Below are 12,693 nucleotides of genomic sequence, written 5' to 3'. Positions count from 1 at the left end.
GGTTGGTTATTAAATCAGCGGCGAGTCAGAGGCTGTTCAGCAAACTTCACTGCGGCCAGTCCATGGGCAATCAACGCTCGGATATTGCCATGGTCACTGCCCTCAGGCGTCGCCACCACCGACCGGTAATGCTCACCAAACGCCAGCAGTGCTTCCTTATCACTCAACCCTTCCAGCAGCGCCAAACCCAGGGTCTTGCACGACCCTTCATTCTGCCCAGCGGCATTTTCCACACCGCCGTTGATGAAGGCTTGCGGCTGGTAGTCGTAACCCGCCGCGACGAACGCCAAGGTATCGGCAAAGGCGTGTTCGCCGCTGTTGAGGCTGGCGCGCAGGGTGTTCAAATCAGTCATGAGGCTTTCCTTTGGCGAACGCGGCCTGTTGGTCTGCGTTGGCTTCTTGCTGGTATTGGGCTTTCCACTCGGCGTACGGCATGCCGTACACCACTTCACGGGCGTCATCGAGGCTGACCTCGATCTGGCGTTCGTCGGCCTCGGCCTTGTACCACTTGGACAGGCAGTTGCGGCAGAAGCCGGCGAGGTTCATCAGGTCGATATTCTGCACATCCTTGCGGCTGTCCAGGTGGGCCACCAATCGGCGAAAGGCGGCGGCTTCGAGTTCGAGGCGTTGTTGGTCGTTCATAGGGCTCACTTAGTATCAGCGGCTGGCGGCCAGAGTGATCGAAACCGACTCGGCAAAGCGCAGCGCGTGGGGCTTGTCCACTTCGACTTCGGCGTACAGCACCGATTCGTTGCTCATCACCAGGTCCAGCAATTCCTGGGTCAGGCGCTCCAGCAGGGCAAAGCGATTGCCTTCGACGTGAGCGATGATGGCCTTGGTGATGGTGCGGTAGTTCAGGGCGTGGTCGATGTCGTTGTCACGCACGGCTTCCTGGGCGGCATACAGGATGGTCAGGTTGATCAGCACATCCTGCTTGTTGAGGATTTCGTCCTCGTTGATGCCGATAAAGGTGCGCAGGCACAGGTCCTTGACCCGGATACGCGCCATGCCTGGTTGAAGTTGTGGCATTGCTACTTGCTCCGTCCAATCAGTTGCAGGAACTCCATGCGGGTGGTGTTCGACTCGCGAAAGGCGCCGAGCATCACCGAGGTGTTCATGGTTGAATTCTGTTTCTCCACGCCGCGCATCATCATGCACATGTGCTTGGCTTCGATCACCACCGCCACGCCGGCGGCCTGGGTCACGTCCTGGATGGCGTCGGCGATTTGCCGCGTGAGGTTCTCCTGGATCTGCAGGCGCCGGGCGAACATGTCGACAATGCGCGCCAGTTTTGACAGGCCCAGCACCTTGCCGGTCGGAATATAGGCCACATGGGCCTTGCCGATGAAGGGCAGCAGGTGATGCTCGCACAGCGAGTACAACTCGATGTCCTTGAGGATCACCATCTCGTCATTGTCGGATGCGAACAGCGCGCCGTTGACGATTTCCTCCAGATTCTGCTCATAGCCATGACACAGGTACTGCATGGCCTTGGCGGCACGCTTGGGCGTATCGAGCAGGCCCTCGCGCTGCGGGTCTTCGCCCAGGCCCTTGAGGATCTCGCGGTAGTGGTGGGGCAGGGATAAGGTCATACAACATCCTCGTAAACGGCTTACTTGATATGCCGCCCACCGTTGACGGTCAGGGTGGTACCGGTGACATAGGGATTGTCCAGCAGGTAACGCACGCTCTGGTAGATCACCTCGGGCCCGGGTTCGATGCCCAGGGCCGACTTGGCCAGGACCTTGGCGCGATAGGCCGCGTCATCGCCTTCGTTGAACATCACCATCGCCGGTGCGATACCGTTGACCTTGATCAGCGGCGCGAACTGTGCGGCAAACGATAACGTGAGGCTGTCGAGCCCGGCCTTGGTGGCGCAATAGGCGATGTGCTGCTGGCTGCCCTTGCGCACCACGTCATCGCTGATATGCACGATATCGGCGGGTGTCGAGCGTTGCAGCAAAGGTGAACAATGCAGGTTGATCAGGTACGGCGCAAGCATGTGCACGCTGAACATGTCGATAAAGGCACGGCTTTCGTCGCCCGGGGTTTCGGCGACCCAGGCTGAAGCGTTGTGGATGATTGCTCGCAGGCTTTGAGTATGGGTTTTGACTGCGGCAATGAAAGCCAGCACTCCGGCTTCGCTGGAGAAATCGGCAAACACGCCGATGGCACCGCGCTCACGCAGCGCCTGCACGCCGGGGCGTTCGCTGCGGTAGCTGAACATCACCGCTTGGCCTTCATCCAACAGGCGCTCGGCACAATGCAGGCCGACACGCTGGCCGGCACCGGTGATCAGGATCGGAGCGTTGGTTGCATTCATGGGAGGCTCAAGTCGCTGGCAGGCTCAAACTATACCAGCGCGCCGGCCTCCCTGTACTCAAGCGGCGGCTTCAGTGACTTTGCGAGGGGGCGAAGGGTGCAGCCAGTTCGCCAGCAGATGGGTCGACAGCGGTATAAAGAAATAAACCATCAACGGGGTCAGGGCTGCGGTGCTCACCAGTACGCGGCTGAACAGGTCCAACTCGCTGAGCAGCGGCCCCAGGCCGAAGTTGAACAGCAACGATACCGGGAAAAAAGCCAACCAGATGGCCACCGCCTGTTTCCAGCGTGGCGGGCGGGCACCCGCTGCGCCGAACCAGCCATCGATACCGCTGACACGGTGTTCCGACGGGTTGGCAAATAGCTCGCTGCCACGGCTCAGCCACGCGCTGCGCGAAGCGGAGAACTCCCATGCGTGCAGGGTTTTTTCATCGGCGAAGCGGAAGATGATCTGGAATTCATCATCATGGGGTGGTGGCGCCAGCACGCCGGAGCCCAGGTAACCGGGGAAGTCAGTCGCCAATTGCTCGCCTTCGCGCAGCCAGGCCATCAGTTCTTCGTAGCGACCTTTGGCCACGCGGCGCGCAACCATCAGGGTGACGGGTGAGGTAGACATCGTATATCTCCAAATCAGCAAGTGCGCCGAGCCGGGTAGGCGGCGCACGAACGAAGCTGCGGGGTGGTGCAGCGACGCAAAAGAACAGGCAAGGATTATTCCGGTTTTGCCCAAATACGCCAGAAACTTCGGATGGATCGCCGTAGATCTTGAATCATGCAGTTCAATCGGCGTTAAATAGGATCCAAATTCATACAAGTTTTTTGACTGCTGATGCCTGAAATCACTGCGCCTCTTCGCGAAACGACACCCGACAGCCACACTGACTGCGAGGGCCTGTTTCCGATTCGTGAAGTGGCAAGACTCACAGGCGTGAACCCGGTAACGCTACGTGCCTGGGAGCGTCGCTACGGTTTGATCCAGCCTGTACGCACCGAAAGTGGGCACAGGCTTTACTCAAGCACCGATATCGAAACCGTGCACCGCATCCTCGACTGGATCGAGCGTGGCGTAGCGGTGAGCAAAGTCGGCAAGCTTTTGGCGCGCGACCCACAGCCCAACGAGCCGGCTACAGCGTCACGCAGCGATACCGAGCTGGAGTGGCGCCAATGGCAGGCGCAACTGCGGCAGGCCATCAGTGCCTTTGATGATCGTGAGCTCGACCGGTTGTACGGCCAGATCTTCAGCGTCTATTCGACGACCGTGGTGTTCCAGGACATTTTGGTACCGCTGTGGCAGCAATTGTTACGTCACCAAGGCCGCTTTGGCCAAGCCAGCGAGTGGCTGTTCTTCGACAGTTTCCTGCGCTCGCGCGTCGCACGGTGCCTGCAAATGGCCTGTGCCTCGCCATTGCCCAGGGTGTTGCTCTCAGCCATTGCCGGAGAGTGCCGTGAGCTGGAGTTGCTGGTGGCGGGCTTGTTGATGTCGAGCGAGAAACTGGCGGTCAAGGTCCTGGGCGTTGGCCAGCCACTGGATGAGTTGACGCTGATCTGCGAGCGCACTCGGCCGCAAGCCCTGGTGCTGTTTTCCAACCATGCCCCTGGCGCAGAGTTGGCGTCACGGCTCAATCGCCTGGCCTTCACCCTCGATTGCCCGTTGTTGCTGGCTGGAGAGGCGTCAGAGCTGGCAGAACTCAGCCTGGAGGGGGCATCGATTGGTTGCCTGGGCAATGACGGGCGCTTGATGCCGCGCCGCTTGCAGCAACTGCTCAGCGGCCATCTGGAGTCTCAGGCATGAACGTGAGGATGGACCAGGCGATGCTGGTGCAGGATGAACTGGCGTAACCGTTCGATCTCATCAGCATCGCTTTGGCTCAGGCGGTAGGCGAACAGGCCGCGGGCGGTTACCCGCTCCAGCGTACCGCGCAGGGCGATGCGTTCGTAGCCGGAAGGGCTGAACCACAGGGAAAACGTCTTTGGCGGTTTGACCCGGCCACGCACCTCTACCAGCACCCCTTTGAATGACACTTCGTGCACCCACAGCGCGCTGGAGTAGCCCTTGATGTTTTCCAGCGCCACCGGCGTTTCAAGCGCCAGGCGCCACGGGCGGATCATCGGCCCATCTTCAAAAATGCTCGGTACGCCCAAGCGTAAATGCACAGCATGAAACTCATCTTCCACCAAGTGCAACGGGAAGGTGAGTTGCTGGTTGTCGAACTGCGCCTGGATGGTGACCTGGTCGTGAGCCGCTAGCCGCGTGAGCAGATCGCGAATCTGTGCGCCGCCATTAACCGTCAGGCTCGACCATGCATCCCGCAGGTTGAGCTGCGGGTTGTGTGTCATGTCCTGGATAAAATCCAGCTCGTCCTGCGTCAATAGCGTGTCGCGTTGCATTGATCTGGCTCAAGGCTGAGGCATTAAAAAGCCATTATCGCTCTAAAGACCGCATTTTTTACAGTTTGTTAAATCCACTCGTCGCCTTGAGTGCGGCGAGCTCGCTCTTGAGCTCGGCCAACTGAGCTTCCAGTTGGGCGACACGCTGTTGTGCCTTGACTTGAGTGGTGACGTCTTTCTGCACACCGACGAAATAGGTTTGCTTGTCGACCTCGTTGTACACGGTCGAAAGCGATAGCTCGTTCCAGAAAGGCGTGCCGTCCTTACGGTAGTTACGCAGGATCTCTCGGCAGGTGCCGCCGCTGTCGAGTGCATCACGAATGGCGATCAAGGCCGGTTGGTCGCGGTCGCCCGCCTGCAGGAAGCGGCAGTCCTGATAGAGGATCTCGTCCAGCGTGTAGCCAGTCATCCTTTCGAAGGCCGGGTTGACGTAGATCAGTGGTTTCTCCCGGCCTTCGCGCTCGGCAACAACGATTCCGTCGTTGGACGCATTGACGACCATTTGCAGCAGTTTGGCGTTAATCATAGAGCGGTCCATGGCCTGGTTTTGACCTTGCCAGTTTATGGCAAGTCTGGAATGTTGCACGGTGCGCACTGAAATATTGGCACGGGCTGCTAATATCCCACGCTTTCACTCAACTACAGGATCAGATTGATGAAAGTCGCCATCCTCTCCGGCTCGGTCTACGGTACGGCTGAAGAAGTCGCTCGCCACGCGGAAGAAATCCTCAAGGACGCAGGTTTCAACGCCTGGCACAACGCGCGTGCCACGCTGGCAGACGTGCAGGCCTTTGCTCCCGATGCATTCCTGGCAGTGACCTCGACCACCGGCATGGGCGAGCTGCCCGACAATCTGCAGCCTCTGTACTCAACCATCCGCGACCAACTGCCCGCCGCCTGGCGCGGCCTGCCGGGAGCGGTCATCGGCCTGGGCGACGCCAGCTATGGCGATACCTTCTGTGGCGGCGGTGAACAAATGCGCGAATTGTTCGCCGAACTGGGCATCCGCGAAGTGCAGCCGATGCTGCGCCTGGACGCCAGCGAAAGCGTCACCCCGGAAGCTGACGCCGAGCCTTGGCTGGCCGATTTGATCACCGCGCTGCGCGGTTGAACCCCAGGGAGCGCCGTTATTGACGGCGCTTGTTTGACACGTATTTGTACTATTCTCTTGACTGACTCGCTCAGTCATCAAGCTGGCTGCCAAGGAAACTCCTTGCGCCTCGGCGTCTGACTAGACTGGCTCTCACTTTAGACACCATAAGAAGTGCGCCAAGGAGGTCATTGCCATGAGCCTAGCCCCTGCACCATCGCCACAAAACGTCAAAGCCCAGGTCAGCGCCGCCGAATGGCAAACCCGCGTGGACCTCGCGGCCTGCTATCGCCTGGTGGCCATGCACGGCTGGGATGACCTGATCTTCACGCATATTTCGGCCAAGGTGCCGGGCACTGAAGATTTCCTGATCAACCCCTATGGGCTGATGTTCCATGAGATCACCGCGTCGAGCCTGGTCAAGGTTGACCAGGCCGGCAATAAGCAAATGGACAGCCCCTACGAGATCAACCCTGCGGGCTACACCATCCACAGCGCCATCCACGAAGTGCGCCACGACGTGACCTGCGTGCTGCACACCCACACCGCTGCCGGCGTGGCGGTGTGTGCGCAAAAGCAGGGTGTATTGCCCATCAGCCAGCAATCGCTGTTTGTGCTCTCCAGCCTGGGCTATCACGCCTATGAAGGCGTGGCGCTCAATCATGAGGAAAAGGCCCGGTTGCAAGCGGATCTGGGCCCGAACAATTTCCTGATGCTGCACAACCACGGCCTGCTGACCTGCGCCGGCACCATCGCCGACACCTTCCTGATGATGTTCACCTTCCAGCGCGCCTGCGAGATCCAGGTACTGGCCCAAAGCGGCGGCACCGAGTTGATAGCCATCGAGCCGCAGATTCTCGCTGGTGCCAAGGCGATGGTGGCAGCTGTCACAAAAAGCGCCCAAGGTATGGGCGGTGCGCTGGCCTGGCCGGCGCTGCTGCGCAAACTGGATAATCAGGACCCCGGGTATAAAAGCTGATGCCACTCGCCGAGATACCGCTCAGAGCCTGGCGCAAGCGCGGCCAGGACTTCGTCTTTCGTGGCCACACCGTGCGGTATTGGGTGGCCGGGCAGGGCGAGCCGTTGCTGCTGATTCATGGTTTCCCCACGGCCAGTTGGGACTGGCACTACCTGTGGCAACCCCTGGCCCAGCGCAACCTGGTGATTGCCTGCGACATGCTCGGCTTTGGCGACTCGGCCAAACCTTTGGACCACGACTATTGCCTGTTGGAACAGGCCGATCTGCAACAGGCGTTGCTTGAGCACCTGCGCGTAGAGCAGCCGGTGCATGTGTTGGCTCATGACTACGGCGACAGTGTCGCCCAGGAATTATTGGCCCGGCATTACGAGGGGCGGTTCCAGGTGGCGAGTTGTGTATTTCTCAACGGCGGGCTGTTTCCGGAAACCCATCGGCCGGCGCTGGTGCAAAAGCTGCTGCTCAGCCCGTTGGGCTGGATGATCGGTCGGGCCTGTGGGCGCAATGCCTTGGCCAGCAGTTTCAACCAGATCTTCGGCCCCCAGACGCGGCCCAGTGAAAGCGTGCTGGATGATTTCTGGAGTTTGATCAGTTGCAACGACGGCCCGCGTATCCTGCACAAACTGATCGCCTACATCCCCCAGCGCCGTCGTCTGCGCGAGCGCTGGCTCACGGCCATGCAGCGAGGCGAAGTACCTTTACGGGTGATCGACGGCGAGGTGGACCCGATTTCCGGGGCTCATATGGTCGAGCGCTATCGCCAACTGGTGCCCCAGCCCGACACGATAAGACTGGCCAATATCGGCCATTACCCGCAGATCGAGGCGCCGGTCCAGGTGCTCAAGCATTACCAGGCGTTTCGTGAGCGCATCAGCCAGCCTTCACCGCGCGCGGCCTATTCCTGAGCCTGCGCATCATCCCGCTGCCTTATCAAGCACCATTCAGCCCTGGCCGTCTTTATTGTGACCAAAGGCTGCTTGCGTGACACTCTGCCTATTCCCATTGTCGCCAGCGGAGTTCGGTATGAGTGAGTCAGTGCAGTTCCAGGATAAGGTGGTGATCGTCACCGGCGCCGGTGGTGGCTTGGGCCAGGCCCATGCGCTGCTGTTCGCCAGGCACGGGGCCAAAGTGCTGGTCAACGACCTGGGGGGGTCAACCCAAGGCGAGGGCGCCAACGCCTCGGCGGCCGACCGGGTGGTGGCGCAGATCCGCGCGGCGGGCGGCATTGCGGAAGCCAACCATGACTCCGTCACCGACGGCGACAAGATCGTACAGAACGCACTGGATGTCTTCGGCCGGGTCGACGTGGTGGTCAACAACGCCGGCATCCTGCGCGACAAGACCTTCCATAAAATGGATGACAGCGACTGGGACCTGGTTTACCGGGTGCACGTCGAAGGCGCCTACAAAGTCACCCGCGCCGCCTGGCCGCATTTGCGCGAGCAGGGTTATGGCCGGGTGATCTTCACGGCGTCGACGTCCGGTATCTACGGCAACTTCGGCCAGTCCAACTACGGCATGGCCAAGTTGGGCCTGTATGGCTTGACGCGTACCCTGGCGCTGGAAGGGCGTAAGAACAACATCCTGGTCAACGCGATTGCCCCCACCGGTGGCACACGCATGACCGAAGGGCTGATCCCGCCGCAGGTGTTCGAGCGCCTCAAGCCGGAACTGGTCAGCCCACTGGTGGTGTACCTGGGCAGTGACGCCTGTGAGGAAACCGCAGGCTTGTTTGAAGTGGGTGGCGGCTGGATCGGCAAGACCCGTTGGGAGCGCAGCCTGGGTGTGGGTTTTGATCCCGAGGCCGGTTTTTCGCCGGAGGATGTGGCCGCGCACTGGCAGCAGATCTGCGATTTCGAAGGGGCTGCGCACCCCAAGGACAATATTGAGGCGCTGAAGGAAATGATGGCCAACTTGCAGAAGTTCAGCCTCTGATCATTGCCGGTAAATCAATGAATCCCACGGGGCGTCGATGACGCCCCGTTTTATTGCAGGCATAAAAAAGGCCGCTGCATAGGCAGCGGCCGAAGTAAGACGTTGGATCAAGGAGCGACAAATCAACGTCAGTGAACACCGGGAACAGACTGATTACAGGATCAATCCGTTATAAATCAGCTTTTCTCCCCAATGCGGGAGCGGGCCGTTTGCCCTGAAAGCCAGGTAAGAATAATCGGTTGTAACAGAATGAGTAATAGCAGTTCGGGACAAGGACTGTTACCAAATCGACAATAATTGCCCGGCACCATCGATGCCTCTGATAAGCCTTCATCCATCGCATGCATGGCCCGGTCCAGCGCCCGGCCAGAGAACCCCGTCATCCTTTCGAGCGACAACACGAATACCTCCTTGGTGCGCTTATCGCCCCTCAAGGGCGGCAGTAGGGTGGAGCCTTCTGTCACTCACCGGGGAAGACGCATGACAAAAACAATAATGCGCGCCATCTTCACGCCACAGGCGCTGGCCACTGCGGTTGCGCTGGGCTGCTGTGCCCAGGCGCAGGCTGTTTCGTTCAACATCGGCGAGATCGAAGGGCAATTCGACTCCTCGCTGTCGGTCGGCGCCAGCTGGGGCATGCGCGATGCCGACAAAAGCCTGGTCGGCACGGTCAATGGCGGGACGGGCCAGGCGTCCACCGGAGATGACGGGCGCCTCAACTTCAAGAAGGGCGAGACCTTCTCCAAGATCTTCAAGGGGCTGCACGACCTTGAGTTGAAGTACGGCGACACCGGGGTATTCGTGCGTGGCAAGTATTGGTACGACTTCGAGCTCAAGGACGAAGACCGCGAGTTCAAGCCCATCAGCGACCACAACCGCAAGGAAGGCGCCAAGTCCAGCGGTGCGCAGATCCTCGATGCCTTCGTCTACCACAACTACTCCCTGGGCGACCTGCCCGGCACCGTGCGCGCCGGCAAGCAGGTGGTCAGTTGGGGCGAAAGTACCTTCATCGGTAACTCCATCAACAGCATCAACCCGATCGACGTGTCGGCGTTCCGCAGGCCCGGTGCCGAGATCAAGGAAGGCTTGATCCCGGTGAACATGCTGTTTGCCTCCCAGAGCCTGACCAATCAACTGACCGTGGAAGGTTTCTATCAACTGGAATGGGACCAGACGGTGCTCGACAACTGCGGCACCTTCTTCGGCGGGGACGTGGCGGCGGATGGCTGCACCAATAACTACACCGTGGGCAGCCCGGCGATCCGACCGCTGCAACCGGTGGCGGCTGCCTTTGGCCAAGGGTTTGGCGTGACCAATGAAGGTGTGATTGTGCGGCGTGCCGGTGACCGCGATGCGCGCGACTCCGGCCAATTCGGCGCAGCCCTGCGCTGGCTGGGTGATGACACTGAATACGGCCTGTACTTCATGAACTACCACAGTCGCACACCGACCGTCGGCACCCTGACCGCCAATACCAACCTGGCCACCATCGGGCGCATCATCAACACCGCCAACGCCCTGGCGCCCGGTTCCGGGGGCGGTTTGGCGCAAAGCACCATGCTCGGCCGCGGCCAGTACTACCTGGATTACCCGGAAGACATCCGCCTGTTCGGCGCCAGTTTCTCCACCACCTTGCCCACGGGCACGGCGTGGACCGGCGAAATCAGCTATCGGCCCAATGCGCCGGTACAGCTCAACACCACCGACCTGACCCTGGCCCTGGTCAACCCCATTGCGGGCCAACTCGCCTCACCCATCCGCAGCAATTTCGGCGATGACAACAAAGGCTATCGCCGCAAGGAAATCACCCAGATTCAGAGCACCATGACCCAGTTCTTCGACCAGGTACTGGGCGCCGAGCGCCTGACCCTGGTGGGCGAAGCGGCGGTGGTGCACGTCGCCGGCCTGGAAGACAAAACCAAACTGCGCTATGGCCGAGACTCGGTGTACGGCGCCTACGGTTTTCAAGGTGACACCGACGGTTTCGTCACCTCCACCTCCTGGGGCTACCGGGCGCGGGCGATCCTTGACTACAACAACGCGATTGCCGGTGTGAACCTCAAGCCCAACCTGTCCTGGTCCCATGACGTCGCGGGCTACGGCCCCAACGGCCTGTTCAACAAAGGCGCCAAGGCCATCAGCGTCGGCGTGGATGCGGACTATCGCAGCACCTACACCGCAAGCCTCAGCTACACCGACTTTTTTGGCGGTGACTACAACACCCTGACCGACCGCGACTTCCTCGCCCTCAGCTTCGGCGTGAACTTCTGATCTGGCTTAAAAGAAGGACAAGACCCTATGCGTAAGATGATTGCAGTGTTGGCCCTGAGCGTATTGGCCGCCAACGTAATGGCGGCGGTATCGCCCGAAGAAGCAGCCAAGCTCGGCACTTCCCTGACCCCGGTCGGCGCCGAAAAAGCCGGCAATGCCGATGGCTCGATCCCCGCCTGGACCGGTGGCATCCCCAAAAACGCCGGCACGGTGGACAGCAAGGGCTTCCTCTCCGACCCCTTCGCTAACGAAAAACCGCTGTTCGTGATCACCGCCGCCACGGTGGACAAGTACAAGGACAAACTCTCCGACGGCCAGGTGGCGATGTTCAAGCGCTACCCCGAGACCTACAAGATCCCGGTGTACCCCAGCCACCGCACGGTCAACTTGCCGGCGGACATTTACGAGTCGATCAAGCGAAGCGCCCTGAATGTGAAGGCGATCAACGATGGCAACGGCCTGGAGAACTTCACCGGCAACCGTTACTACGCGTTCCCTATCCCCAAGAATGGCGTCGAGGTGCTGTGGAATCACATCACCCGTTACCACGGCGGCAACCTGCGGCGCATCATCACCCAGGCCACGCCCCAGACCAATGGCAGCTACACGCCGATCCGTTTCGAAGAAGAAGTAGCGGTGCCGCAAGCTATCCCGGATATCGACCCGGCCAAGGCCGCCAACGTGCTCAGCTATTTCAAGCAGTCGGTCACCGCGCCGGCGCGGCTGGCGGGCAACGTGCTGCTGGTGCATGAAACCCTCGACCAGGTGAAGGAACCGCGCCTGGCCTGGATCTACAACGCCGGCCAGCGCCGTGTGCGGCGTGCACCGCAGGTGTCTTACGACGGCCCGGGTACCGCCTCCGACGGCCTGCGCACTACCGACAACTTCGACATGTTCTCCGGCGCACCCGACCGTTATGACTGGAAACTGGTGGGCAAGAAGGAGATGTACATCCCTTACAACAGCTACAAGCTTGATTCGCCGGGCCTCAAGTACGACGACATCATCAAGGCCGGCCATATCAACCAGGACCTGACCCGTTACGAGTTGCACCGCGTGTGGGAAGTGGTCGGCACCGTCAAGCCCAGCGAGCGGCACATCTATGCCAAACGCCATATGTTCATCGACGAAGACAGCTGGCAAGTCGCCCTGGTGGACCACTACGACGGCCGCGGCCAACTGTGGCGCGTTGCCGAAGGCCATGCGCAGTTCTATTACGACCACCAGGTGCCGGCCTACACCGTGGAAACCCTGTACGACCTGATTGCAGGGCGCTACATCGCGCTGGGCATGAAGAACGAGGAGAAGAGCAGCTTCGTGTTCGGCTTCGCGGCCAAGGCGGCGGACTACACCCCGGCTGCACTGAGATCGGAGGGCGTTCGCTGATTCCACACTGAAATGAGGTTGAAAATGTGGGAGCTGGCTTGCCTGCGATAGCGGTGGGCCAGGCCGCTCATCGATTGCTGTTGCACCGCCATCGCAGCATAGATATCTACACAACTTTGTAGGCTGTAGCGGCAGACGGTAACTACGATGCGAAGCGAGTCGCCCTTGATCTTGATCTGTTTTTGATCTTGATCTTAGGCGCCCCGTTAAACCACGCTGGCGGATTACGGGCACACCGAGCCAAAGCGAGGTGCCGAGTGGTGGGGCAAGAGCCCTTTTGGTTACTTTTGGCTGGGCCGGCATTCCGGGCTCTTTTCCAAAAGTG

General features: G+C 60.2%; 16 protein-coding genes. 7 read left to right on the top strand and 9 right to left on the bottom strand.

The features are described from left to right. Positions 1-14 precede the first annotated feature (14 nt). Genes ACTJLA_RS04865 through ACTJLA_RS04840 form a run of 6 tightly spaced genes read right to left on the bottom strand, consistent with a single transcriptional unit; the run spans position 15 to position 2,938 of the window. Complete coding sequence (locus tag ACTJLA_RS04865; protein ID WP_054896975.1) at positions 15-353, bottom strand: HopJ type III effector protein; 339 nt, start codon at positions 351-353, stop codon at positions 15-17. Continuing rightward, the gene (locus tag ACTJLA_RS04860; RefSeq protein WP_032879544.1) at positions 346-642 is read right to left on the bottom strand and encodes a DUF1244 domain-containing protein; all 297 of its coding nucleotides are present in this window, start codon (positions 640-642) and stop codon (positions 346-348) included. Before ACTJLA_RS04860 ends, ACTJLA_RS04865 begins: the two co-directional genes overlap by 8 nt. Positions 643-657: 15 nt before the next feature. Next, on the bottom strand, positions 658-1,029 hold the full coding sequence (gene folX, locus ACTJLA_RS04855; protein WP_003194073.1) for a dihydroneopterin triphosphate 2'-epimerase: 372 nt from the start codon (positions 1,027-1,029) through the stop codon (positions 658-660). A gap of 2 nt (positions 1,030-1,031) precedes the next feature. After that, positions 1,032-1,592 carry a GTP cyclohydrolase I FolE gene (folE, locus tag ACTJLA_RS04850; RefSeq protein WP_003194072.1) on the bottom strand — a complete coding sequence of 187 codons (561 nt, stop codon included), beginning with the start codon at positions 1,590-1,592 and terminating at the stop codon, positions 1,032-1,034. Positions 1,593-1,612: 20 nt separating this feature from the next. Then, positions 1,613-2,323, bottom strand: coding sequence for a dihydromonapterin reductase (gene folM / locus ACTJLA_RS04845; protein ID WP_054921547.1), 711 nt, complete (start codon positions 2,321-2,323; stop codon positions 1,613-1,615). A 57-nt stretch (positions 2,324-2,380) separates the two neighbouring features. After that, the gene (locus ACTJLA_RS04840) at positions 2,381-2,938 is read right to left on the bottom strand and encodes a hypothetical protein (protein ID WP_054896973.1); all 558 of its coding nucleotides are present in this window, start codon (positions 2,936-2,938) and stop codon (positions 2,381-2,383) included. A 213-nt stretch (positions 2,939-3,151) separates the two neighbouring features. Here ACTJLA_RS04840 and ACTJLA_RS04835 point away from each other — a divergent pair, with 213 nt between their 5' ends. Next, positions 3,152-4,114 carry a MerR family transcriptional regulator gene (locus tag ACTJLA_RS04835; protein ID WP_440840728.1) on the top strand — a complete coding sequence of 321 codons (963 nt, stop codon included), beginning with the start codon at positions 3,152-3,154 and terminating at the stop codon, positions 4,112-4,114. On the opposite strand, the gene ACTJLA_RS04830 is transcribed toward ACTJLA_RS04835, so the two are convergent. Together ACTJLA_RS04830 and ACTJLA_RS04825 are read right to left on the bottom strand one after the other, a co-directional pair. Next, positions 4,105-4,710: a hypothetical protein gene (locus ACTJLA_RS04830; RefSeq protein WP_034128738.1), complete on the bottom strand. Its 606-nt coding sequence runs from the start codon at positions 4,708-4,710 to the stop codon at positions 4,105-4,107. The genes ACTJLA_RS04835 and ACTJLA_RS04830 overlap by 10 nt on opposite strands. A 58-nt stretch (positions 4,711-4,768) precedes the next feature. Then, complete coding sequence (locus tag ACTJLA_RS04825) at positions 4,769-5,236, bottom strand: PAS domain-containing protein (RefSeq protein ID WP_054896971.1); 468 nt, start codon at positions 5,234-5,236, stop codon at positions 4,769-4,771. A gap of 129 nt (positions 5,237-5,365) precedes the next feature. Between ACTJLA_RS04825 and ACTJLA_RS04820 the strand changes: the two genes are divergently transcribed. The 4 genes from ACTJLA_RS04820 to ACTJLA_RS04805 all read left to right on the top strand — a co-directional run bounded on the left by ACTJLA_RS04820 (position 5,366) and on the right by ACTJLA_RS04805 (position 8,711). Continuing rightward, positions 5,366-5,821, top strand: coding sequence for a flavodoxin (locus ACTJLA_RS04820; protein ID WP_014719876.1), 456 nt, complete (start codon positions 5,366-5,368; stop codon positions 5,819-5,821). Positions 5,822-5,996: 175 nt separating this feature from the next. Further along, a complete protein-coding gene (locus tag ACTJLA_RS04815) occupies positions 5,997-6,779 on the top strand; it encodes a class II aldolase/adducin family protein (protein ID WP_054896970.1) in 783 nt (260 codons plus the stop codon). Beyond that, a complete protein-coding gene (locus ACTJLA_RS04810; RefSeq protein WP_314545412.1) occupies positions 6,779-7,681 on the top strand; it encodes an alpha/beta fold hydrolase in 903 nt (300 codons plus the stop codon). The genes ACTJLA_RS04815 and ACTJLA_RS04810 overlap by 1 nt, the downstream gene beginning before the upstream one ends. Before the next feature lie 118 nt (positions 7,682-7,799). Beyond that, entirely contained in the window at positions 7,800-8,711 is a 912-nt protein-coding gene (locus ACTJLA_RS04805) for an SDR family oxidoreductase (protein ID WP_034128734.1), read from the top strand. Positions 8,712-8,887: 176 nt separating this feature from the next. On the opposite strand, the gene ACTJLA_RS04800 is transcribed toward ACTJLA_RS04805, so the two are convergent. Further along, positions 8,888-9,112, bottom strand: a complete 225-nt coding sequence (locus ACTJLA_RS04800) for a hypothetical protein (RefSeq protein ID WP_138763960.1) — start codon at positions 9,110-9,112, stop codon at positions 8,888-8,890. A 79-nt stretch (positions 9,113-9,191) separates the two neighbouring features. Here ACTJLA_RS04800 and ACTJLA_RS04795 point away from each other — a divergent pair, with 79 nt between their 5' ends. Next, on the top strand, positions 9,192-10,982 hold the full coding sequence (locus ACTJLA_RS04795) for a DUF1302 domain-containing protein (protein ID WP_014719872.1): 1,791 nt from the start codon (positions 9,192-9,194) through the stop codon (positions 10,980-10,982). A gap of 27 nt (positions 10,983-11,009) precedes the next feature. Continuing rightward, positions 11,010-12,368 carry a DUF1329 domain-containing protein gene (locus ACTJLA_RS04790; protein WP_054921552.1) on the top strand — a complete coding sequence of 453 codons (1,359 nt, stop codon included), beginning with the start codon at positions 11,010-11,012 and terminating at the stop codon, positions 12,366-12,368. Positions 12,369-12,693: the final 325 nt, after the last annotated feature.

The sequence above is a fragment of the Pseudomonas sp. 22072 genome, assembly GCF_052046095.1.
Lineage (GTDB): Bacteria > Pseudomonadota > Gammaproteobacteria > Pseudomonadales > Pseudomonadaceae > Aquipseudomonas > Aquipseudomonas paracarnis.
The sequence above is the reverse complement of the archived record's forward strand: the minus strand, read 5'-3'. Positions and strand labels throughout refer to the sequence as shown.